19 protein-coding genes are annotated in these 21,731 nt (G+C 65.9%); 10 read left to right on the top strand and 9 right to left on the bottom strand.

Annotated features, from left to right (window positions below):
- Positions 1-10: 10 nt before the first annotated feature.
- Positions 11-1,966 carry a M61 family metallopeptidase gene (locus tag BM052_RS02495; protein ID WP_091142778.1) on the bottom strand — a complete coding sequence of 652 codons (1,956 nt, stop codon included), beginning with the start codon at positions 1,964-1,966 and terminating at the stop codon, positions 11-13.
- A 104-nt stretch (positions 1,967-2,070) separates the two neighbouring features.
- Here BM052_RS02495 and hisS point away from each other — a divergent pair, with 104 nt between their 5' ends.
- The 8 genes from hisS (at position 2,071) to BM052_RS02455 (ending at position 12,039) form a co-directional block, all read left to right on the top strand.
- On the top strand, positions 2,071-3,324 hold the full coding sequence (gene hisS, locus BM052_RS02490; RefSeq protein ID WP_091142775.1) for a histidine--tRNA ligase: 1,254 nt from the start codon (positions 2,071-2,073) through the stop codon (positions 3,322-3,324).
- A gap of 363 nt (positions 3,325-3,687) precedes the next feature.
- A complete protein-coding gene (gene prfA, locus BM052_RS02485; protein WP_091142774.1) occupies positions 3,688-4,761 on the top strand; it encodes a peptide chain release factor 1 in 1,074 nt (357 codons plus the stop codon).
- On the top strand, positions 4,754-5,638 hold the full coding sequence (gene prmC, locus BM052_RS02480; RefSeq protein ID WP_091142771.1) for a peptide chain release factor N(5)-glutamine methyltransferase: 885 nt from the start codon (positions 4,754-4,756) through the stop codon (positions 5,636-5,638). The genes prfA and prmC overlap by 8 nt, the downstream gene beginning before the upstream one ends.
- Positions 5,639-5,871: 233 nt before the next feature.
- Positions 5,872-6,657: a DUF4167 domain-containing protein gene (locus BM052_RS02475; protein ID WP_091142769.1), complete on the top strand. Its 786-nt coding sequence runs from the start codon at positions 5,872-5,874 to the stop codon at positions 6,655-6,657.
- Positions 6,658-6,744: 87 nt separating this feature from the next.
- Positions 6,745-8,406 carry an apolipoprotein N-acyltransferase gene (gene lnt / locus BM052_RS02470; RefSeq protein ID WP_091143050.1) on the top strand — a complete coding sequence of 554 codons (1,662 nt, stop codon included), beginning with the start codon at positions 6,745-6,747 and terminating at the stop codon, positions 8,404-8,406.
- A 43-nt stretch (positions 8,407-8,449) separates the two neighbouring features.
- A complete protein-coding gene (gene metK / locus BM052_RS02465; RefSeq protein WP_091142766.1) occupies positions 8,450-9,664 on the top strand; it encodes a methionine adenosyltransferase in 1,215 nt (404 codons plus the stop codon).
- Between the two features lie 389 nt (positions 9,665-10,053).
- Positions 10,054-11,310, top strand: coding sequence for a transcription termination factor Rho (gene rho / locus BM052_RS02460; protein WP_091142764.1), 1,257 nt, complete (start codon positions 10,054-10,056; stop codon positions 11,308-11,310).
- Between the two features lie 15 nt (positions 11,311-11,325).
- The gene (locus BM052_RS02455; RefSeq protein WP_091142762.1) at positions 11,326-12,039 is read left to right on the top strand and encodes a TerC family protein; all 714 of its coding nucleotides are present in this window, start codon (positions 11,326-11,328) and stop codon (positions 12,037-12,039) included.
- Between the two features lie 46 nt (positions 12,040-12,085).
- Here the strand turns inward: BM052_RS02455 and BM052_RS02450 are convergent, their stop codons facing one another.
- Together BM052_RS02450 and BM052_RS02445 are read right to left on the bottom strand one after the other, a co-directional pair.
- Entirely contained in the window at positions 12,086-12,790 is a 705-nt protein-coding gene (locus BM052_RS02450) for a glycine zipper 2TM domain-containing protein (RefSeq protein WP_091142759.1), read from the bottom strand.
- 134 nt (positions 12,791-12,924) lie between these two features.
- A complete protein-coding gene (locus tag BM052_RS02445) occupies positions 12,925-13,407 on the bottom strand; it encodes a GAF domain-containing protein (RefSeq protein WP_091142757.1) in 483 nt (160 codons plus the stop codon).
- Positions 13,408-13,468: 61 nt separating this feature from the next.
- Here BM052_RS02445 and BM052_RS02440 point away from each other — a divergent pair, with 61 nt between their 5' ends.
- A complete protein-coding gene (locus tag BM052_RS02440) occupies positions 13,469-14,953 on the top strand; it encodes a PQQ-dependent sugar dehydrogenase (RefSeq protein WP_091142755.1) in 1,485 nt (494 codons plus the stop codon).
- A gap of 52 nt (positions 14,954-15,005) precedes the next feature.
- On the opposite strand, the gene BM052_RS02435 is transcribed toward BM052_RS02440, so the two are convergent.
- A complete protein-coding gene (locus BM052_RS02435; RefSeq protein WP_091142754.1) occupies positions 15,006-15,845 on the bottom strand; it encodes a DUF815 domain-containing protein in 840 nt (279 codons plus the stop codon).
- Between the two features lie 48 nt (positions 15,846-15,893).
- Between BM052_RS02435 and BM052_RS02430 the strand changes: the two genes are divergently transcribed.
- Complete coding sequence (locus BM052_RS02430) at positions 15,894-16,841, top strand: L-threonylcarbamoyladenylate synthase (protein ID WP_091142751.1); 948 nt, start codon at positions 15,894-15,896, stop codon at positions 16,839-16,841.
- 6 nt (positions 16,842-16,847) lie between these two features.
- On the opposite strand, the gene BM052_RS02425 is transcribed toward BM052_RS02430, so the two are convergent.
- From BM052_RS02425 to BM052_RS02405, 5 genes are all read right to left on the bottom strand, one after another.
- On the bottom strand, positions 16,848-17,177 hold the full coding sequence (locus BM052_RS02425) for a hypothetical protein (RefSeq protein ID WP_091142749.1): 330 nt from the start codon (positions 17,175-17,177) through the stop codon (positions 16,848-16,850).
- A 241-nt stretch (positions 17,178-17,418) separates the two neighbouring features.
- Positions 17,419-17,952 (bottom strand): CarD family transcriptional regulator, encoded by a 534-nt coding sequence (locus BM052_RS02420; RefSeq protein ID WP_091142747.1) that lies wholly within the window; start codon positions 17,950-17,952, stop codon positions 17,419-17,421.
- Positions 17,953-18,266: 314 nt separating this feature from the next.
- Complete coding sequence (gene fdxA, locus BM052_RS02415) at positions 18,267-18,605, bottom strand: ferredoxin FdxA (protein WP_091142745.1); 339 nt, start codon at positions 18,603-18,605, stop codon at positions 18,267-18,269.
- Positions 18,606-18,623: 18 nt separating this feature from the next.
- A complete protein-coding gene (locus tag BM052_RS02410) occupies positions 18,624-18,917 on the bottom strand; it encodes an RNA-binding S4 domain-containing protein (RefSeq protein ID WP_091142743.1) in 294 nt (97 codons plus the stop codon).
- 31 nt (positions 18,918-18,948) lie between these two features.
- A complete protein-coding gene (locus BM052_RS02405) occupies positions 18,949-21,525 on the bottom strand; it encodes a helicase-related protein (RefSeq protein ID WP_255405917.1) in 2,577 nt (858 codons plus the stop codon).
- Between the last annotated feature and the right edge of the window lie 206 nt (positions 21,526-21,731).

Below are 21,731 nucleotides of genomic sequence, written 5' to 3'. Positions count from 1 at the left end.
ATTGCGAAATTTAGTTGCGTCGAGGCGACAGTAGCCGATCCAATCCATTCGCCTGGCCGGGAGTCGTGCTTTCCAGCCAGGGCCAGCGCAGCCCGCCGTGATAGTCGATCTCCACCGTCTGGTAGCGGTTGCCGCGCCGCACCAGCAATGCGATCGGAGCGCCGGCGGAGGCGTTGCCGGGCTTGGCCCGTGTGATCGCGTCCTTGATTACGTCCTTGTCGTAGGCACGGCCGTTCACCGCGACGATCTTGGTGCCGTTCGCCAGCCCGGCGTTGTAGGCCGGACCGTCCCACAGGACGGCGGTGATCGCCCCGTCGTCGTCCAGCGAGATCCCCAGCGAATAGGTGAGGTCGAGCGATTTGCGGAAATCGGAAACGCCCTTGTCGTAAGGGTTGGGCTGGTCCTTCCAGACCAGCTTGTAGCCGCCCATTTCCAGGCCCTTGAGCGGCGCGGGTTGCCGGGTCAGGTAAAGGCGGGTGCGGAGGAAATTCGCCCAGTCGAAGGGATGGACGGCGTTCAACGTCTTCACCACTTCATCGAAATCGTATGTCAGTTCGCCCCAGTCGCCATCGCGCAGGCCGAAGAAGGCCTTGGCGAAATCGTCCAGGCCTTTCGCGCCGCCGGTGCCCTGGCGGATGATCTGGTCGGCCTCGAGCCAGGTCAGTGCGCCTTCGACGTAGTAATCCTCGCCGCGCGTCAGCGAGGCATAGGGGAGCGGACGGCGCTCGTTGAGGATCGGCGCGGCGGTGGTATCCTCCACCGAGCGCCAGCCCCGGCCGGGCGTGCCTTCGGCATACTTGGCGGCGGCACCGGCAAGGGCGCCGAGAATCACCGGCTTGTCCTGCACGCCCGAGCGCGCGGCCAGCACGTAGCCCCAGAACTGCGTCTGCCCTTCGTAAACCCACAGCAATGTGTTCTGCATCGGCTGCTGGTAATCGGGCGTCCACAAGTCGGCCGGGCGGCGGTACTTGCCGTTCCAGCTGTGCACGAATTCGTGGGGCACGACGTTGCGGTCCCACGTCATCGCATCCCAGTCGGTCCAGGTCTTGGGCTCCATCTGGTTCTCGCTCGACCGGTGGTGTTCCAGGCCGATGCCGCCCATCCGGTTGGTCAGTGCGAGCAGGAAATCGTAGTGATCGAAATGCCGCGCGCCGAATGTCATCAGTGCTTCGGAAACGAGGTTGCGGTAGGCCTGGAGATGTTCCGGCGTTATGGCGAGCAGTTCCGGCTCGTCGGCCACGACATCGAGGAAAACGTCGCGGCCAAGATCCCAGCGTTTGGCATTCACGCCGGCGAAGATCGGCGAATCGACGAGCCGTTCGTAGTCGGTCGTGTCCCAGGTCACGGTGTCGGCCGAGCGCGCCATGCCGTCCAGCGCGGTGAAGACGGTCCAGCCCGAAGGAAAGACCACGGCCGGCTTCACCGTCACGCCGCGCGTGTAGTAGCCGGCCGGATAGAGGCTCATCTTCTCCCATTGCAGGTTGAGCATTTCCCGCGTCATGGTGATCCGCCCCTCCAGGCTCTGCTGCGGAGAGGTATGGACGAACCGCGCGGCGACCTCCTTGGTCCCTTCCGGCAGATCAAGGTGGAAGGCATTGACCGCCACGGTATCCCGCACCCAGGGGATTTCCCGGCCGTCCGCGAAGAAGTGGATGTCCGCCAGCAGCGCGAAGGGTCCGGTGGGTGCGTGATTGCCCGGCAGCCAGCCCGGTTGCAGCAGGGTCAGGCGGCGGGTGCCCGCGGCCACGGGGAAAGTCTGGGTCACGCGATAGACCCCGCGATCGACATCGCGCGCATCGATCCGCAGCGAGACGGTGCCCGGATAGGCAACATCCCGCGCCGATGGAACCGCGGGCGGCAGGGCCGGCGCCATCGGTTTCGTCCGCGCGGGATCGTCCTGCGCGGATGCGGGGATTGACAAGAGGGCGAAGGCGGCGAGCGGCGCGGCGGCAAACCGGTATTTCATTGCGGGCCAGTTTAGACTTGTTGCCCGTCTTGGCAACCGTCGGGACGGGCAATTCCCCAGCGGCCACTTTATCAGCGGGCGCATTCGGGCTAAGCGCGCGCCTCATGAGCAGCACACCACAATCGACGCCCCAGGCCATTCGCGGAACGCAGGACATCTTCGGTGCCGATGCGGAGGCTTTCGCGCATGTTGTCGAGACCTTCGAGCGCGTGCGCAAGCTCTACCGCTTCCGCCGCGTCGAGATGCCGGTATTCGAGAAGACCGCCGTGTTCTCCCGCTCGCTGGGCGAAACCACCGACGTGGTCTCGAAGGAGATGTACAGCTTCGAGGATCGCGGCGGCGATTCGCTGACGCTGCGTCCCGAATTCACCGCCGGCATCGCGCGGGCCTATCTTACCGACGGCTGGCAGCAATACGCCCCGCTCAAGGTGGCGACGCACGGGCCGCTGTTCCGCTACGAGCGCCCGCAGAAGGGCCGCTACCGCCAGTTCCACCAGATCGACGCCGAGGTGATCGGCGCGGCCGAGCCGATGGCGGACGTGGAACTGCTGGTGATGGCCGATCAGTTGCTCAAGGAACTGGGCATTGCCGATGGCGTGACCTTGCAGCTCAACACGCTGGGCGACGGGCAAAGCCGCGATGCCTGGCGGACGGCGCTGGTGGAATACTTCCGCGACCACCGGGCTTCGCTTTCCGAGGATTCGCAGGACCGGCTGGAGCGCAACCCGCTGCGCATCCTCGATTCCAAGGACCCGCGTGACAAGGCCTTCGTGGCCGACGCGCCAAGGATCGACGATTTCCTATCGGGCGAGGCGCAGGACTTCTTCGGCGCGGTGACTGCCGGCCTCAACGCGGCGGATGTCGCATGGATTCGCGCGCCTTCGCTGGTGCGCGGCCTCGACTATTACCGGCACACCGCGTTCGAATTCGTGACGGACCGGCTGGGCGCGCAAGGCACGGTGCTCGGCGGCGGCCGCTACGATGGGCTGATGGAAGCGCTCGGCGGGCCCGCGACCCCCGCGGTCGGCTGGGCGGCGGGGATCGAGCGGCTGGCGATGCTGGTCGGGAGTGTGGAAGACGCCAATGCGCAAGTGATCGTGGTGCTTGAGGATGACGCTGAAATGCAGAAGGCTATCAGCGCGATTGCTTATCTTCGGCGAAAGGGTTGGAGCTGCGAACTGCTTGCGACTGGAGCGCTTCGGAAGAGGTTTGACAAGGCGGTAAAAAAGGGCGCGGACGCCATCATCTCGATCAAGGGGTTCGGCGAAATGGCAAATGTTCGATCGGACGGGCCGGATCGGGACAGCCTCATGAATGACTTCATGGAATTTACCAGAGCATATCGTGGTCTCGACTAATTCCCCCAAGATCTGTCACCCTGAACTTGTTTCAGGGTCCATTTCGCGCTTCGGGCCATCGGTCTTGGCGTCGTGGGGCCTTTCGGGAGTTTCACGCAGAGGCGCGGAGACGCGGAGAAGAGAAGAGAGGAAGATTGACTCGCGCAAAGGCGCAAAGGCGCAATGGGGACACGCTTGCGGCGAAGCCGCTTTCCATTCTCAGCATTTCGTTTGGCGCAACGTGGAACGAGTGAAAGGCGCCTGCGGCGCAGCGCGCCCTCTTTGCGCCTTCGCGCCTTTGCGTGAGCCCATTTTTCCCTTCCTCTTCGCGTCTCCGCGCCTCCGCGTGAACCCTCTCTTCCCCCGCAAGGAAGAGCACGGCCTGTGAGCACCATCTCCGACCAGCGCCTCGCCCAGATCGCGGCGCGTTTCGCCGAACTCGAAGCGCGCCTCGCTTCGGGCACCCTCGAAGGGGATGCCTTCGTCAGCGCCAGCCGCGACTATGCCGAGCTGGAGCCGGTGGCGCAGGTCGCGGCGCAGGTCATGACCATGCGTGAGGAGCTGGAGAACCTGCACCAGCTCGACGATCCCGATCCGGACATGCGCGCCCTCGCCGCCGAGGAAGTGGCGCGGATCAAGGCCGAGCTGCCCGAGGCCGAACGCAAGCTCTCCGTCGCCATGCTGCCGCGCGATTCGGCGGACCAGCGGCCGGCCATGCTGGAAATCCGTGCCGGCACCGGCGGGGACGAGGCCGCCCTGTTCGCCGCCGATCTCTATCGCATGTACGAACGCTATGCCGCCGACCGGGGCTGGAAGGTCGAAATGATCTCGGCCAATGCCAACGACCTCGGCGGTTTCAAGGAAGTGGTCGCCAATGTCGCGGGCACCGGCGTCTTCGCCAAGCTCAAGTTCGAGAGCGGCGTCCACCGCGTCCAGCGCGTGCCCGTGACCGAGAGCGGCGGGCGCATCCATACTTCGGCGGCGACCGTGGCGGTGCTGCCCGAACCCAGCGAGGTCGACGTCCAGATCGAGGACAAGGATCTCAAGATCGACATCTACCGCGCCAGCGGGGCGGGCGGCCAGCATGTCAACACCACCGATTCGGCGGTGCGCATCACCCACTTGCCCAGCGGGCTCGTGGTGATCTGCCAGGACGAACGCAGCCAGCACAAGAACAAGGCCAAGGCGATGCAGGTCCTGCGCGCGCGCCTTTACGAAAAGATGCGCGACGAGGCGCAAGGGGCGGAGGCCGAGGCGCGCAAGGCGATGGTCGGATCGGGTGACCGCTCCGAGCGGATCCGCACCTACAATTTCCCGCAAGGGCGCGTCACCGACCACCGCATCAACCTCACCCTGCACCGCCTGCCCGAGATACTCGAAGGGCCAGGCCTTGGCGAATTAATCGATGCGCTGATCGCCGAGGACGAGGCCAAGCGCCTGGCGGCGATCGATGGGTGAGGCCTCGGCCGCCGCGAGCCCGCCTCTCACCGTCGCGCAGGCCGTTCGCGAGGCCGCCGAACAGCTCGGTCCAGCCAGTACCACCGCGCGGCTCGACGCCGAATTGCTGATGGCGGCGGCGCTGGGCGTCTCGCGCTCCACGCTGCTGCTGCGGCACATGCGCGATTCGGCGCCGCAGCGCTTCGCGGCGCTCATGGCGCGGCGGCTGGCGGATGAGCCGGTCGCCTATATTCTGGGGGTGGCCGAATTCCACGGGCTGGAGCTGGAAGTGACCCCGGCGGTGCTGATCCCGCGTGGCGATTCGGAAACCGCGATCGAGGCGGCGCGAATGTATTTCTCCGCGCGGGCGCCGGCGCGGATGCTCGACTGCGGGACCGGCTCCGGCGCGCTGCTGCTCGCCGCGCTTGGCCTGTTTCCCCAGGCCGTCGGTATCGGGATCGACCGCAGCGCCGAGGCGCTCGCCGTGGCTGCGCGCAATGCCGGGCGGCTCGGCATGCAAGGGCGCGCCGCGTTCCACTTGCGCGACTGGGACCGGCCGGGCTGGTCGGAAGACCTCGGGGGGCCTTTCGATCTCATCTTGGCGAACCCTCCCTATGTCGAGAACGATGCGCCGCTGGAAGCTGCCGTGCGCGATCACGAGCCGCACGGCGCGCTTTTCGCGGGGCCCGAGGGGCTCGATGCCTACCGCGTGCTGGTGCCGCAACTGCCCGCCTTGCTGGCGCCAGGCGGCGTTGCCGTGGTCGAGATCGGGCATCGCCAGGCCGAGCCGGTGGGCGCCATCGGTGCGGCGGCGGGGTTGGCCGCCCACCTTCATCGCGATCTTGCCGGACGGCCCCGTGTTCTTGTCTTTTCCGCCGGAAAGAGTGGAGCTGTGTAAGATTTCACTTGGAATCCGGCTCTGGAATGCCTAAGGATTGCATGGAACCGGCTTATGGACGGAATTTCCCATACCCGGTTTGTCTCCATCATTTGCAAGCGGTCGCGGCAAGAATGCCTCGGCAGGCAGATGTGGAAGTCTCGGCAGCCGGGGGGCCAGCCGGATCATATAACGCACGGCAGTCCGGCCTGAAGGGTTCGGGCGCATGCCAGGGGTTTTGAGGAAATCTATCCTTGAATAACAATCGTGGTAATAACCGCAGGCGTGGCCGCGGTAACAATCGCCAACAGGGCGGCCAGCAAGTGAACCGTATCGACAGCAGGGCTCGCGGCAATGCGCCACAGTTGCTGGAGAAGTACAGGAAGCTGGCGCATGACGCGCATCTCAATGGTGATCGGGTAACGGAGGAGTATTACCTCCAGTTCGCAGATCATTACTTCCGCGTCATTGCCGATCAGAAGCAACGCCAGGAAGAATCGCGTCAGCCGCGCCGGGATGACCGGTCGCAGGACTATGGCGACGACTACGGTGCGGATGACGATTTCTACGGCGACAACGGCGGCATGGATCGCGTTTCGCGCCCCGAGCGCGAACCACGCCCCGAACGCGAACCGCGGGTTGAACGTGAGACACGGGTCGAAGCCCCTGTCGAGAGCAGCGAACCGGCTGACGATAACGTAGAAGCCGCGGAAGGCGAACGCCCGGTCTACGAACCGGTCGAAAATCCCTTCGTGCGCGGTAATCGCGTTGTACGGGGCCTCAAGCAGCGCAAGCCGCGTCGCGGCTCGCACGACGAGGATGGCGGCGACGCCGGTCAGCCGGAAGCGCCGAACAGCGATTTCGATCCGGCTGTCCTGCCGCCCTCGATCTCGGCCAAGCCGGCCGAAAAGGCTGCTGATACTGGCGCTGCCGCCGACAAGGAGCAAGTCGCGGAAGAAAAGCCGCGCCGCCGCCGGGCTCGCAAGGCCAGCCCGCCCGCCGATGAGGCTGGCGCCGCGCCGGAAGCGGTGAACGGCTAAGATACCGAGGTTCGCGATACGACAACCTGCCCGGTGCGGCGTGACTTCGCTTGCGTCGCCGCCGGCCGGGCTTACAAACCGGCGCCGATGCAATCTCCTCGGCGCCCCGTGCCTTTCCCCCACGCCCTGAACCTGTTTGCGCGCCACCCGCGCCTGGCAATGGCTAATGCCGCGATCGCCGTCGGCGCCGCCGCCGCCTGCGGTTTCCAGCCGCTTTCGCTCTGGCCGCTCACGTTACTGGCCATCGCTTGCCTTCTCGAACTGGTCGCGCGGTGCGTCACTGGCCGCGGTGCCTTGTTGGTCGGCTGGTGTTTCGGGCTCGGCCATTTCACTCTCGGCAACAACTGGATCGCCACGGCTTTCACCTATCAGGCGAACATGCCTGCCTGGCTGGGCGGCATAGCGGTCGTGCTGCTTTCCTTGTACCTTGCGGTCTACCCGGCACTGGCGACGCTTGCGGCCTGGTTGCTGATCCGTCCGGACCGGGCTCGCGCCGGGAACGCGCGGCCGCGCCGGTTCCTCGCGCTTGTCCTGGCCTTCGCGGCGGCCTGGATCGTCACCGAGTGGATGCGGGCCTGGGTCTTTACCGGGTTTGCGTGGAACCCGCTGGGCGTCGCGCTGCTCGGGCGGTTCGATGCACGCGGCCTGGCCCTGGTGACGCCCTGGATCGGCACATACGGTCTGTCCGGCTTGCTGGTCCTGCTGGCCGGGTTGCCGGGAACCTGCTTGCGCGCGGGCATGCGGCGCTGGCTGTGGGCGGTGCCGGTGCTGGTCATCGCCGCGGCGCTGAGCGCGCTGATGGTTCTGCCAGACCCCTGGGCGCGGCGCGAGGAGGGGGCGATTCGCTTTACCCTGATCCAACCCGACCTGCGCCAGGAGATCGTTGACGATCCCCGATACTATGAAGCCAACTTCATCAAGATGGCACGCCTTTCGCTGCCGCGCGCCGCGGGCGAGAAGCGCGTCGTGTTCTGGCCCGAATCAGGCCTCGGCGACTACTTGCGCGATGGCTACCCGGACTATTTCTACCAGATGTACACTTATGCCGGCGACCCGGTGATCGCGCGCGAACGGATCGGCCGGGTAATCGGTGCTTACGGCCTGCTGCTCACGGGCGGGGTCGATCTTGTCATCAAGAACGACGAAGAAATTGCGGCGCGCAATTCGGTGACCGCCATCGACGGTGGCGGCGATATCCTGGCGGGCTATTCCAAAGCCCATCTCGTCCCTTATGGAGAGTATCTGCCGCTGCGCTGGCTGCTCGAGCCGCTGGGTGCCTCGCGGCTGGTCGCGGGCGCGCTCGACTTCTGGCCTGGGCCGGGCCCGCGCAGCTACGATTTCGGCACCTGGGGCAAGGCCGGTATCCAGATCTGCTACGAAATCGTGTTCAGCGGTGAAGTGGTCGATCCGATGAACCGTCCCGATTATATCTACAATCCTTCCAACGATGGCTGGTTCGGGGCCTGGGGGCCGCCGCAGCACCTTGCGCAAGCGCGCCTCAGGGCGATCGAGGAAGGTCTGCCGATCGTGCGTTCGACCACGACCGGCATCAGCGCGGTGGTCGATGCGGACGGTATCGTTCGCGCCGCGCTGGCCCGCCACACCGCCGGCCGCATCGATGGTCGCATTCCGCCGCCGCACGAGCCGACCGCGTTCGCCCGTTACGGCAACGCCCTGCCGCTGGCCTTCGCCGCACTGCTTTTGCTCGGGGCCTTTTCCATGGTTGCGCTCGGCCGTCGGCATCGCTAGACATCCGTCACATAAAGATTCCTTTATATGACGGATGTCTCCTATGCGCAGCGATTACGTCTTCACTTCCGAAAGCGTCTCCGAAGGCCACCCCGACAAGGTTTCGGACCAGATTTCCGACGCTGTCGTCGATTTGTTCCTGTCCAAGGACCCGGAGGCGCGGGTCGCCTGCGAAACGCTCACGACCACGCAGCTGGTGGTTCTGGCGGGCGAGATTCGCTGTAAGGGCGTCTACGAAAATGGTGAATGGGCGCCGGGCGCCCTCGATGAGATCGAGCGGACGGTGCGCGCGGTTGTGAAGAAGATCGGTTATGCGCAGGATGGCTTCCATTGGGAAACTTTCGAGTTCATCAACCGGTTGCACGGTCAGTCCGCGCATATCGCGCAAGGCGTGGACGCCTCGGGCAACAAGGACGAAGGTGCGGGCGACCAGGGCATCATGTTCGGCTATGCCTGCGACGAGACGCCCGACCTGATGCCGGCCACGCTCGATTACAGCCATAAAATCCTCCAGCGTCTCGCCGACGACCGTCACTCGGGCGCCGCGCCTTTCCTAGAGCCTGATGCCAAGAGCCAGGTCACGCTGCGCTTCCACGACGGCAAGCCGGTCGCCGCGACCGCCATCGTCGTCTCGACCCAGCATCAGGAAGGCTACGACACCGGCGAGCAGGAAGCCGAACTCCGGGACTACGTGCGCGAGGTCGTGACCGAGATCCTGCCCGAAGGTTTCGTCACCGATGAGACGAAGTTCCACATCAACCCCACTGGTTCCTTCGTGATCGGTGGCCCCGACGGCGATGCCGGCCTAACCGGCCGCAAGATCATCGTCGACACGTATGGCGGCGCGGCCCCGCATGGCGGCGGTGCCTTTTCCGGCAAGGATCCGACCAAGGTCGATCGCTCGGCCGCCTACGTCACGCGTTATCTGGCCAAGAACGTGGTCGCCGCCGGTCTTGCCAAGCGCTGCACGATCCAGGTGTCCTACGCGATCGGCGTGTCCGAACCGCTTTCGCTCTACGTCAACACGCATGACACCGGCACTGTCGCCGACGACGTGCTCGAAGCGGCTATCGCCAGGGTCGCGAAGGATCGCCTCGGCGGCCTGACGCCGCGTGGCATCCGCACGGGCCTGGGTCTCAACAAGCCGATCTATGGCCAGACCGCTGCTTATGGTCACTTCGGCCGCCGGCCGGAAGGCGACCTGTTCCCCTGGGAGCGCACCGACCTGGTCGACGCGCTGCAGGCGGCGCTGGCCTGAAGGCCGGGCGCGGGGATATTTGCCCCGGCAGTCCGGACGGCATCGCCAACGATGCCGTCCGGACTGCCGGAAAAGTATTCCCTCGCGCCGAAGCGCCGGCTGCGGCAGCAGCGGTGGATGTGAACGATTCCGTCCAGGGTAGACGGCTCCCCAGCTTGGGCTTCGCTCTTCACGGAGCGTGGCCGGCCTTCCTGTTATGATCGCAAGAATTCCGTCGGGCCCGCTCAGCCGTCGTCCCGCAGATGATACGTTGACCCCAGGCCCGCCAGCGCTTATCTGAAGCGCTGTTCCGGCACAGGGCTGCGACGCCCGTTCGCATGCCCGGATCTGCTTTCCCCAAGCCCACCGATCCGCCGGTCGCTTCTCAATTTCCATCCGGAATCCACAAAATGCACCTGAAAGAACTCAAGAAGAAATCATCGGCCGAACTGGTCGAAATGGCGGAGGAACTCGGCGTCGAAGGCGCTTCCACCATGCGCCGGCAGGACCTGATGTTCGGCATCCTCAAGGAAGTGGCCGAGGATGGCGAGGAAATCATCGGCCAGGGCACGATCGAAGTGCTTACCGACGGCTTCGGTTTCCTGCGCAGCCCGGAGGCGAACTATCTCGCCGGGCCCGACGATATCTACGTCTCGCCGAACCAGGTTCGCAAATGGGGCCTGCGTACCGGCGATACCGTGGAAGGCGAAATCCGCGCACCCAAGGACGGCGAGCGTTACTTCGCGATCACCAAGCTCATCAGCGTCAACTACGATGATCCCGACGTGGTGCGCCACCGCGTCAATTTCGACAACCTGACGCCGCTCTATCCCGACGAGCGGCTCAAGCTCGATACCAGCGATCCCACCGTCAAGGACAAGTCGGCGCGCGTGATCGATCTCATCAGCCCGCAGGGCAAAGGCCAGCGCGCGCTGATCGTGGCGCCGCCGCGCACGGGCAAGACCGTGCTGCTGCAGAACATCGCCAAGGCCATTACCGACAACCATCCGGAAGTCTTCCTGCTGGTGCTGCTGGTCGATGAGCGTCCGGAGGAAGTCACCGACATGCAGCGCTCGGTGAAGGGCGAGGTCATATCCTCGACTTTCGACGAACCGGCGCAGCGCCACGTCCAGGTCGCCGAAATGGTGATCGAGAAGGCCAAGCGCCTTGTCGAGCACAAGCGCGACGTGGTCATCCTGCTCGATTCGATCACCCGCCTCGGCCGCGCCTACAACACCGTGGTGCCCAGTTCCGGCAAAGTCCTGACCGGCGGTGTCGACGCCAACGCGTTGCAGCGCCCGAAGCGCTTCTTCGGCGCCGCCCGCAACATCGAGGAGGGCGGTTCGCTATCGATCATCGCCACCGCCCTGATCGATACCGGCAGCCGCATGGACGAAGTGATCTTCGAAGAATTCAAGGGCACCGGCAATTCGGAAATCGTGCTGGATCGCAAGGTTTCCGACAAGCGCATCTTCCCGGCACTCGATGTCGGAAAGTCTGGCACCCGCAAGGAAGAACTGCTGGTTCCGAAGGACCAGCTCAGCAAGATGTGGGTGCTTCGCCGGATCCTCATGCAGATGGGCACGATCGATGCGATGGAGTTCCTGCTCGACAAGATGAAGGATTCCAAGACCAACGAGGACTTCTTCGCGACGATGAACCAGTAACCGGGGTATTGAGGCTTGACTATCCTTGTAACGCTTGTCGCTGCGGCTTCCCTGGGTGGCCCGGCCGAAATCTGGCAGCACATCGTTGCCGATTTCTCGAACATCACCGAGCCGGCGGCGTTGGCCGCCTTCGGCCAGGTTCTGATGATCGACCTCCTGCTGGCCGGCGACAATGCCATCGTTGTCGGCGCATTGGCGGCCGGCCTGCCGGTGGCGGATCGCAAGAAGGTGATCCTGATCGGCATCGGCGCAGCGCTGGTCCTGCGCATCGCCTTCGCCTTGATGGTCACCTGGCTGCTGGGCATCGTCGGGCTGATCTTCGCGGGCGGATTGCTGCTGCTGTGGGTGGCCTGGAAATTCTGGCGTGAACTTCACCACGGCGGCGAAAGCGCAGGCTCGCCGGAGATCGAGGGTGACGAGGACAGCGGCGTGCGTGCCGCCAAGAGCTTCGCCGGTGCCGCATGGGCGGTGGCGATCGCCGACGTGTCGATGAGCCTAGACAACGTGCTCGCCGTCGCCGGCGCGGCGCGCGCGCACCCCGGCATCCTCATCGTCGGCTTGCTGCTTTCGGTGGTCCTGATGGGCGTGGCGGCGAACTTCATTGCCCGCTATATCGAACGCTACCGCTGGATCGCCTACCTGGGCCTCGTGGTGATCCTCTATGTCGCCGGCAAGATGATCTACGATGGCTGGATCGACCCGCACCTGGGGATCAGCTCGTTGTTCTGACGGCTCGTCGCCTCGGAGACGTGCTCCGGGGTGACGAGCACCCCGCTCACTTGATCGGAACCACCTTCACGCGCTTGTCGGGTACGATCTTGGTGGTCTTGGGAATGTAGCGCTTGCGCGGGGCTGGACGCACCGGCACGTCTTCGTAGACGTATTCGACGGTTTCCGTGCAATGCGGCTGGGCCTGGACGATCGGCACCATCATCATGGGAACGGCCATCATCGGCTGGGCCATGCAGCATCCCTGCGCCGGATAGCCGTAGGCGGGATAGTAGCCCTGCGGATAGCCGTACCCATAGCCAGAACCATAGCCGGGATAGCCGCCGCCCTGCTCGTAGCGGGCATGGTAGTCGTCGAGATAGGCCTCGCACTCGTCGCGGTTCCTGCCGGCGTCTTCGGCCTTGTCGATCGCCGCGCCGGCTACCGCTCCGACGGCTGCGCCGGCGATGGTCCCGACCGTGCGGTTGTGCCTGCCGGCGATGCGATTGCCGGCAATCCCGCCGACCACGCCCCCGATTACCGCGCCGCCCACGCCCGAATCGCGCGAGGACAGGCGGTGACGGCAATCGGCGAGCCAGGCATCGCGCGCGGCCGGGTCGTACCCGCCGTGGCGAGGGCCGCCGGGATAGGGTGCTGGCATCTCGCGAGGATCAGGCATTGCGTGCCCGTCATGGGCGCCGTCATGGGCAAGCGCCGGATTGGCGACCAGGATGAGAGCCGCGGCGGTGGCAGCGGAAAGACGAAGACGCATGGGGAACACCCTTTCGCGAGAGCCGGACGGTTAGTTCGGTCAGTTAACACGAAATTTAGCATCGTAACCCGTACAAGACCAAGCGCTTTGCCCGGTTGGCTGAAGCGGTGTCCCGATTCGGAGCAGTCCGGGCGTCAAATTGCCCGCGAGGCGACCTGTGCGACAAGCTGCATTCCCGCAGCGTCCTCGTCATCGAAGCGGCCCGGTGTCGGGCTGTCGAGATCGATCACCGCGACCACCCGGCCGCCGACAACGACCGGCACCACCAGCTCCGAACGACTGTCCGCATCGCAGGCGATGTGGCCGGGAAAGGCATGGACATCGGGCACGACTTGCGTCGCCGCCAGCGCCGCCGCGGTTCCGCATACGCCCGTCCCGAACGGGATGCGGATGCAGGCCGGCTTGCCGAGGAAGGGGCCGAGCACGAGTTCATCGCCCACGGCGCGGTAGAAACCCGCCCAGTTCAGATCAGGAACGAATTGCCAGATCAGCGCGGCCATGTTCGCCATGTTGGCGATCGCATCGCGCTCGCCCTCCACCAGTGCATTCGCCGCGCGGGCAAGCGTTTCGTACAGTTCCGGCTTCGCGAGATCGGGCTGGGGGGCAAAGTCGTGCATGGCCGATGCGTTAGCCGAACTCGTGGTTGCCGCCTAGGCGGCGCGGCCCTATCTCGTGGCCATGCGCTCGATCCTCAAGAAGGCCGCCCTGGCCCTGCTCGCCGTCGTCCTCGCCGTGGTGGGGGTGATCGCCTGGGCCCAGTATTCCAACACGTCCGACCTGCCGAGCGATGCGACGGCGGGCAAGGATCCGCAACTGGTCGATCCGGACCCGCAATCGATCCCCAGCGTGAAGCTGGTAAAGCCGGTGGGCTGGGCCGCGGGAGAAGCGCCGAAGGCAGCGCCGGGCCTGGCCGTGAATCGTTTCGCGGAAGGCCTGGACCATCCGAGGACGATGCTGGCGCTTCCCAATGGCGATGTGCTCGTCGCAGAGACGGATACCCCGGCCAGCGCCAAGGCGGGCGGGATTACCGGCGCGGTGATCGGCTGGATGATGAACAGGGTCGGCGCCGGTCGGCCTTCGCCCGACAAGATCGTGCTGCTGCGCGATGCCGATGGTGACGGCAAGGCCGAGCAGAAGTTCGATTTCCGCACCGCCGACATGCGCTCGCCGTCCGGCATGGCCTATGGCAACGGCAAGCTCTACATCGCCAATCATGACGCCATTCTGGAATTCCCGTTCAAACCGGGGGCGACGAAACTGGAGGGTCGGGCAAGGAAGGTGATGGACCTTTGGCCGGGCGGCAATCACTGGATGCGCAATGTGCTGCTGAGCGAGGATGGCAACCACCTCTACGTCGCGGTGGGCTCGGCCACGAATATCGCCGACAATGGCATGGAGGCAGAAGCCGGCCGCGCCGCGATCTGGGAGATCGATATCGATACCGGCCGCCGTCGGCAGTTCGCCGCCGGCATGCGCAATCCCAACGGCATGGGTTGGAATCCCTCGACCGGAGAACTGTGGGCGACGGTCCAGGAGCGCGACATGCTCGGCCCCGACCTCGTACCCGACTATTTCACCAACGTGCCCGTGGGCGCGCAGTACGGTTGGCCCTGGGTCTATTGGAAAACCACGTTCGACGACCGCGTCGAATGGCCGATGCAGACCTACATGCTCGAATATACCCGCAAGCCCGAGTACGCGATGGGCGCGCACACCGCGGTGCTCGGCCTGGTTTTCGCGCAAGGCGGAAACCGCATGGGCAAACCGTTCGCGAACGGGGCCTTCATCGCTCGCCACGGTTCGTGGAATCGCCGCCCGGCCGTGGGTTACGACGTTGTCTTCGTACCCTTCGATGTCAATGGCAACCCGAAGGACGTGAAGCCCCGGCCGGTGCTCACCGGCTTCCTGATGCAGGACGGCAAGACCCATGGCCGGCCGACCTGGGTTGCCTGGGACAAGACCGGGGCCCTGCTGGTCAGCGATGATACCGCCGGGATCGTCTGGCGTGTGATCGCGCCGGGGGCCCAGCCTGCCGCCGCGATCGAACCGGTCGTCACCCAGCACCTGAAGCCGCTGAAGGAAATCAAGGACCCGACCGTTCCGGGCGCCGCAGGCGGATTGGAGGCCGGCTTTCGCGACGAGAAGGACAAGCTGCTGCCTTGAGGCGAAACGTCGCCCCGGAGCGTGGGCCGCTCCCGGGACGACGGCCGCTGCCTCAGATTGCCTTGCCCGCGCGTCCCGCCAGCTCGTTGACATACTGCCACGCCACCCGGCCTGAACGCGCACCCCTGCGGCGTGACCATTCAAGTGCGTCGCCGGGTTCCCATTCAAGCCCGAATTCCTGCGCATAGCCTGCTATGATGGCGAGGTAGGAGGGCTGATCGCAATTGTGGAAGCCGATCGAGAGGCCGAAGCGATCGGCGAGGGCGAGGCGGTCGTCAACCACGTCACGCGGATTGATCGGGTCGTCCTGTTCGGACATCGTTCGCGAGACGATCGCGCGCCGGTTCGAAGTAACCGCCAGCCGCACATTGGCCGGCCGGGCCTCGACACCGCCTTCAAGCCAGGATCGCAGCAGCCGTGGGCCGGCGCCGTCGTTCTCCTCGAAGCCGAGATCGTCGATGAAGACCAGGAAGCGGCGATCCTGTTCGCCCAGCGTCGCGAACAGCGACGTCACGCCCGAGAGTGCTTCCTGTGCGACCTGGACCAGGGCAACGCGGCCGGGGTTCGCGGTTTGCGCCGCCCGGACGGCAGCGCGCAGGACCGCCGACTTGCCCATCCCGCGCGAACCCCACAGCAGCATGTCGTGCGCCGCGTGGCCGGCGGCGAGGCGTGCGACGTTGGTCACCACGCGCTCCTTCTGGGTATCGATTCCGCGCAGCAGGTCGAGCGCGGGAGCATCGAGGCGTTCCACCGCGCGCGCGGTGCTGCCGGTCCAGACATAGGCGGGATGGGTCAGCCATCCCGTGTCCGGTGCGGGCGGCGGCGCCAGCCTTTCGAGGGCATCGGCAATACGGGAGAGAAGGGCATCCGGATCGGACGACATGGAAGTCATTGCGCGCTTTTCCTTGGCTTTCGTCGCCGGCGGCTATAGCGGCGGCCCATGGACCGCGCCAGCCGACCCGCCATTCTCTCCGCCGATCGGGAAGGAATTGCCGAGGCCGCGCGGCTGCTGCGGGAAGGCAGGCTCGTCGCGGTGCCGACCGAGACCGTCTATGGCCTGGCCGCCCGTGCCGACCGGGACGAATCGGTGGCCGCGATCTACCGCGCCAAGGGCCGCCCCAGCTTCAACCCGCTGATCGTCCACGTCGCCGATCTTGCCTCGGCGCGCGCCTTGGCCGTGTTCGACGAACGGGCGCTGGCGCTTGGCGAGGCGTTCTGGCCGGGTGCGCTGACCCTGGTGCTGCCGCTCCGCGAAGGCGCCCCGGTCGCCGCGGCGGTGACCGCCGGCCTGCCGACGCTTGCCCTGCGCTGCCCCGCGCATCCGGTGATGCGCGCGGTGATCGCCGAAGCCGGTCTGCCGCTCGCGGCGCCTTCGGCCAACCGCAGCGGCGCCGTCAGCCCGACCAGCGCGGCGCATGTCGTCTCCTCGCTGGGCGGGCGAATCGATGCCGTGCTCGATGGCGGTGCCTGCGCGGCCGGGCTGGAATCGACGATCGTCGCGCTGCGTGAGCACGGTCGCTGGCAGGTATTGCGCCCCGGACCGATTCCGGAGGCGGAGATCGCGGCCGTGCTCGGCTGTCACAGCGACGCGGTGACATTGCGGGCAATCGAGGCGCCTGGCCAGCTCGCCAGCCACTATGCTCCGGGCAAGCCGGTGCGGCTCGAGGCCCCGACTGCGGAAGCGGATGAGTTTCACATCGGTTTCGGGGAGGTCGGCGGCGATGTCACACTGTCGGCTTCGGGCGATCTGACCGAAGCCGCCACGCGCCTCTATGCTTTGCTGCACGAAGCCGCCGCCGCCGGGCAGCCTCGCATTGCGGTGGCGCCGATCCCCGGTGACGGGATCGGCAAGGCCATCAACGACCGGTTGCGCCGCGCCGCGTCCTGACGGCGCTTACTTCGGTTCGTACGGCACGCTTGGCATCAGGTACTGCATCTCGGCATGGTCGTTGCGTGCCTTGAGGCAGGAATCCTCGTTCCCGTCATCGCATTCGCGCAGATGCTTCTGGTATTGCCGCTCAAGCTTGCCGAGCCTTTCCTCGCGATGGCGAATTTCTCGCCCGCGGTTTTCGTCGGCTTCGGACTGGCTGGTCGTCGCCATGTCGGCCGCTTTGCCGGCGACGCGCACGGGTGCGGTCACCAGGCTGGCGGCGGTCCTGGCGATGCATCCTGATAGGAGAGGCAGGGCGCAGAGGGCCAAGGCGGGCAGAAATCGGGTCGGCATCACGAGAGCGATGCTCTCACGCCATGGCTGACAAGACAATGAATAATGCCAGGTCTTGTGGAGCGGGCCTCATTTTCTTCCTTCGGCGCCTCGCAATGGCCAAGGGGGCGAGAGTTCCGGTCAATCAGACGTTTGGAATAGTCTTCCCGCCGAACAGGGCCGCCAAACAGGGAAGGCCGCCTCCTTGCGGAAGCGGCCTCCTTGAATTCAGGCCTGGAAACACCCGAGTCCCGCCCGGAGATCAGGCGGTTTCGGCGCTTTCGTAGTACTTCGGCGCATGCTCGTTGAGGATCGCGAGGATCTTCTTGAGCGCGGCGGGCTCATCGGTCTTTTCCATCGCCGCGAGTTCGCGCGCGAGGCGAGACGATGCCGCTTCGAAGATCTGACGTTCGGAGTAGCTCTGCTCCGGCTGATCGTCGGCACGGAACAGATCGCGCGTCACTTCCGCGATCGAAACGAGATCGCCCGAGTTGATCTTGGCTTCGTATTCCTGGGCACGGCGCGACCACATGGTGCGCTTGACCTTGGGCTTGCCCTTGAGCGTATCGAGTGCTTCGCGCAGCGTCTTGTCCGAGGACAGCTTGCGCATGCCGATCGATTCGACTTTATTGACCGGAACGCGGAGCGTCATGCGCTCCTTTTCGAAACGCAGCACATAGAGTTCGAGCTGCATCCCGGCAATTTCCTGCTTCTGCAACTCGATGACACGGCCCACGCCGTGCTTCGGATAAACGACGTAATCTCCAACATCGAAGGCATCGGCCTTGGTTGCCATGTATCGTCCTTTCACCTGCGGGGTTCCTGCCAGCCACGCGTAAGGGAGATGCCCGGGAGGTGCGACATGAGGGCAAAAGACACCCTCGCCGCCCGGTCAGATTACTCTCCCAACCGCTTGCTTTCGAACCCCGCCTCGCAATGAAAATGCCTGCCGATCGGGCAGGAAGCCCGGGCAGTTAAATCATTATATAGCATCGATGTGACAATATTGCCAGAGGCGAGAGAGCGTTTCCGCCTCACGCCTCCGAGACATGCCGAAATGGGACGGGTTCCGGTTGGGGCAGTGGCTGGTGCCCCGCACGAATCGCCGGATCAGTCGCCTTCGCCAGGTTCCGGCGAGAAGTACTTCTCGAACTTGCCGTCCTCGCCCTTGAACTCGTCGGCGTCGGGCGGCGAATCCTTCTTGGTGGTGAGGTTGGGCCATTCCGCTGCATACTTGGCATTGAGTTCCAGCCACTGCTCAAGACCGCTTTCGGTATCGGGCAGGATCGCCTCGGCCGGGCACTCGGGCTCGCACACGCCGCAGTCGATGCACTCGCTGGGGTTGATAACGAGCATGTTTTCGCCTTCGTAGAAGCAATCCACAGGGCAGACTTCAACACAATCCATGTACTTGCACCGGATACAGGCGTCGGTGACGACATAGGTCATGGTTGGGAATTCCTCTTCTCAGGCGTCATTACGGATGGCCGCTGCTATGGGATCATCGGCCCTTACGTCAAGCACTCTGTAACAGGACTGCGCTTCGGGCGCCGGGCCGCGCCGCGCGGGCAGGACCAGGATCTCGATCACGCGAACCCCGCCGGCGGTCGGCAGCGTCAGCACGTCTCCCGTCACGACTTTCTGGTGGGCGCGGTCCACGCGGCGTCCGTTCAGCCGCATGTGGCCTTCCTCGGCCATCGCTTGCGCGATCACGCGTGTCCTTGCCAGCCGCAGGAACCACAGCACTTTGTCGATTCTCACGCTGCCCTCATGCGGAAAACCCCTGGCATCGCTATCTCACCATGTCGGCCAATGCGGCAAAGGCGCTATCCGCACGGAGCGGAGCGGGGCGCTCCTGCTCGGCCTGGCGGCGTGGCGGGCGCCAGCGCCAGCGCACCGGGGCGGGCGGGCCGTACGCGTCCTGTGCCAATGGGCGCGGAACGATCGGCTGGAACCCGGCCAGGCGCAGCAGGCGCGCGTAGCTCGGCGTCGTCAGGCCCATGGAGATCGCGCGTGCCGGATCGAGCTTGAAATCGCGCGCCTTTCCCGTCTCGCGGCCGCTCCCGCGCGCTTCATGCGCTTCGCGCAGGAGCTTTTCGGCAATATCGAGCCGCACCATCTGCTTCCCCAGGTTCCGGTAACCGGGAGCGTGCCCGTGGCTGGTGGCGGGAAGGGCAGGAGGCATATCGGGCAATGGCGTGCCGCCCGGAGACTTGCCGGCGATTCGCGCAAGCTGCCACCACAGCGCGATCGGTCCGGGCCGCAGCAGGGCCGGTACGAATACGTCGAGCGCACCCACGCGAACGCCGAGCCGGGCCAGCATGCCGCGCCGTTCCTTGTCCAGCATGTCCACCCCCGACTGTTCGCGGGGCGTCATGCCGCCGTGTTCGACCAGCGCGATCAGCAAGGCGCGCAAGTTGGGGCCCGCATCCGCCGTGCGGCTGGCCTCATCGAGCTTGCGCAAGGGTTCGAGCGAGGCCAGGGCGGCTTCGAGCCAGACTTCGAGCGCGGCCACCAGAGCCTTGCGCGAGGGACCGGGAACGGCATCGAGCGACCGGTCAGGCACGAGCACCGGTGCCAGGAGCGAGCGGCCGGCACCCAGGGTTGCGATTCGTTCGCCGTCCCAGACCAGCGCATCGTCTACCAGGGCGATGGCGGGCGCGCCGCCGGAATGGATCGCGTCCACCAGCGCGTCCGCACGGGTCTGCAGCAGCGCGGCGAGATGTTTTTCCGCCGCCGCCAGCAGCAGCTTGCGGTCCGGGAGCCGCGCGGCGGGATCGACTTTGAAGGCGAAGCCGCGCAGGGAACCGATGTGCTCGCCCTCGACCATGACTTCCTCGTCCTCCAACCGGACTGAAAGCAGCCCGGCATCGGGTCCCAGTTTTTTCATGAGTACGGCGGTCCTGCGGTTGATGAAGCGTTCGGTCAGCTTGCCGTGAAGCGCATCGGAAAGTCGAGCCTCGACCGCCCGGGCGCGCGCGGCCATCTCGTCGCGGGCGAACACCCAGTCGGGACGCTGGGCGATGTAGGCCCATGACCGGATCGCGGCGATGCGGCCTTGCAGCGTATCGATATCGCCGCCGGTACGATCGAGCTGGGCGATCTGGGCGGCTACGAAGTCGGCACCCAGTTCGCCCTGGCGCAAGTCTTGCCACAGCCGGGCAACGAAGCGCGCATGGGTTTCCGCGCCCTGCTGGCGGAAATCGGGGAGCCGGCAGACTTCCCAGAAGCGCTCCACTTGCGCGGCGCCGCGCACGGATTCGGCAACCTGGGGTTCCTCCGCGAGGCGCTTGAGCACGGCGAGGTCGATGGCTTGCGGGGCAAGCACGAGTTCCGGGCGGTCAGGCGGGGCTTCGAGATCGGCGATCAGCGCGGCCAGGCTGTCGAAGCGCGGTTCGGGTTCCCGCCAGAACAGCCGGGTCAGCGGCGGGAAGCGATGCTCCTCGATCGCGTAGATCTCCTCGGGCGCGAATTCGGAATCGGGCCGACTCGAACCGGCGCCCGAGCCGAGCCCTGAACTGGCCCCCGACCCTGCCAGCGTTCCGAACGTGCCGTCCTTCTGGTGCCGGCCGGCACGCCCCGCGATTTGTGCCATCTCGCTGGTCGTCAGGCGGCGATGGCGCTGCCCGTCGAACTTGGCGAGGCCGGCGAAGGCGACGTGCTCGACATCGAGATTGAGGCCCATGCCGACGGCGTCGGTAGCAACCAGGTAGTCGACCTCCCCCGACTGGTAGAGCGCGACCTGGGCGTTGCGTGTCTGCGGACTGAGCGCCCCCATCACCACTGCCGCGCCGCCCCGGAAGCGGCGCAGCATTTCGGCGATGGCATAGACCTGCTCGGCCGAGAAGGCGACGATCGCGCTTCGCGGCGGAATACGGCTCAGCTTCCTGGCGCCCGCGTGGCTGAGCGTGGAAAAGCGCGGGCGGGTGACGATCTCGGCCTCGGGCACCAGGGCCCGGACCATCGGTTCGAGCGTCGAGGAGCCCAGGATCATCGTTTCCTCGCGTCCGCGCGCGTGAAGCAGGCGGTCGGTGAAGACGTGGCCACGTTCGCGGTCGGCGCCGAGCTGCGCTTCATCGATGGCGACGAAGGCCATGCTGCGATCCGTCACGGGCCCTTCGGCTGAGCCGCCCAGGACAGGCATGGCCTCGGCGGTGCACAGCAGATAGCGCGCTTCCCTGGGCTCGATCCGCTCCTCGCCCGTAATCAGCGCGACGCTCTTCTCACCCTTGATCTTGCAGACCCGGTCATAGACCTCGCGCGCCAGCAGCCGCAGCGGGAAACCGATCATGCCGCTGGAGTGCGCGCAGAGACGTTCGATGGCGAGATGGGTCTTGCCGGTATTGGTCGGCCCGAGCACGGCCTTCACCCCGCCGGGGGCGTCGTTGCGCGGCGAAGCCTGTCCCGAGCGGCCGGCGTGACCGGCCGGCCGAAGGGCCTGTCGCGTCGGGGCGTGCGGCGCGTGAACCATTCCGCCTGCGAATGTGGCACTGCCGCCGGCCGCTCGCAAGTATCGGCTCACCGAAAAACCTCCCCGAAGTCCACAGGCTTAGGGGGGTGTTAACCTTGAGCGGG

The organism is Novosphingobium sp. CF614 (assembly GCF_900113255.1).
GTDB lineage: Bacteria > Pseudomonadota > Alphaproteobacteria > Sphingomonadales > Sphingomonadaceae > Novosphingobium.
Note: the sequence above shows the minus strand (reverse complement) of the source record. Positions and strands in the feature narration are given on the sequence as shown.

Bases quoted from the DNA above. Each gene is read 5' to 3' on its own strand.
- BM052_RS02495 (WP_091142778.1), bottom strand. From the start codon at position 1,966: ATGAAATACCGGTTTGCCGCCGCGCCGCTCGCCGCCTTCGCCCTCTTG.
- hisS (WP_091142775.1), top strand. From the start codon at position 2,071: ATGAGCAGCACACCACAATCGACGCCCCAGGCCATTCGCGGAACGCAG.
- prmC (WP_091142771.1), top strand. From the start codon at position 4,754: ATGGGTGAGGCCTCGGCCGCCGCGAGCCCGCCTCTCACCGTCGCGCAG.
- lnt (WP_091143050.1), top strand. From the start codon at position 6,745: ATGCAATCTCCTCGGCGCCCCGTGCCTTTCCCCCACGCCCTGAACCTG.
- metK (WP_091142766.1), top strand. From the start codon at position 8,450: ATGCGCAGCGATTACGTCTTCACTTCCGAAAGCGTCTCCGAAGGCCAC.
- rho (WP_091142764.1), top strand. From the start codon at position 10,054: ATGCACCTGAAAGAACTCAAGAAGAAATCATCGGCCGAACTGGTCGAA.
- BM052_RS02450 (WP_091142759.1), bottom strand. From the start codon at position 12,790: ATGCGTCTTCGTCTTTCCGCTGCCACCGCCGCGGCTCTCATCCTGGTC.
- BM052_RS02445 (WP_091142757.1), bottom strand. From the start codon at position 13,407: ATGCACGACTTTGCCCCCCAGCCCGATCTCGCGAAGCCGGAACTGTAC.
- BM052_RS02440 (WP_091142755.1), top strand. From the start codon at position 13,469: ATGCGCTCGATCCTCAAGAAGGCCGCCCTGGCCCTGCTCGCCGTCGTC.
- BM052_RS02435 (WP_091142754.1), bottom strand. From the start codon at position 15,845: ATGACTTCCATGTCGTCCGATCCGGATGCCCTTCTCTCCCGTATTGCC.
- BM052_RS02430 (WP_091142751.1), top strand. From the start codon at position 15,894: ATGGACCGCGCCAGCCGACCCGCCATTCTCTCCGCCGATCGGGAAGGA.
- BM052_RS02425 (WP_091142749.1), bottom strand. From the start codon at position 17,177: ATGCCGACCCGATTTCTGCCCGCCTTGGCCCTCTGCGCCCTGCCTCTC.
- BM052_RS02420 (WP_091142747.1), bottom strand. From the start codon at position 17,952: ATGGCAACCAAGGCCGATGCCTTCGATGTTGGAGATTACGTCGTTTAT.
- fdxA (WP_091142745.1), bottom strand. From the start codon at position 18,605: ATGACCTATGTCGTCACCGACGCCTGTATCCGGTGCAAGTACATGGAT.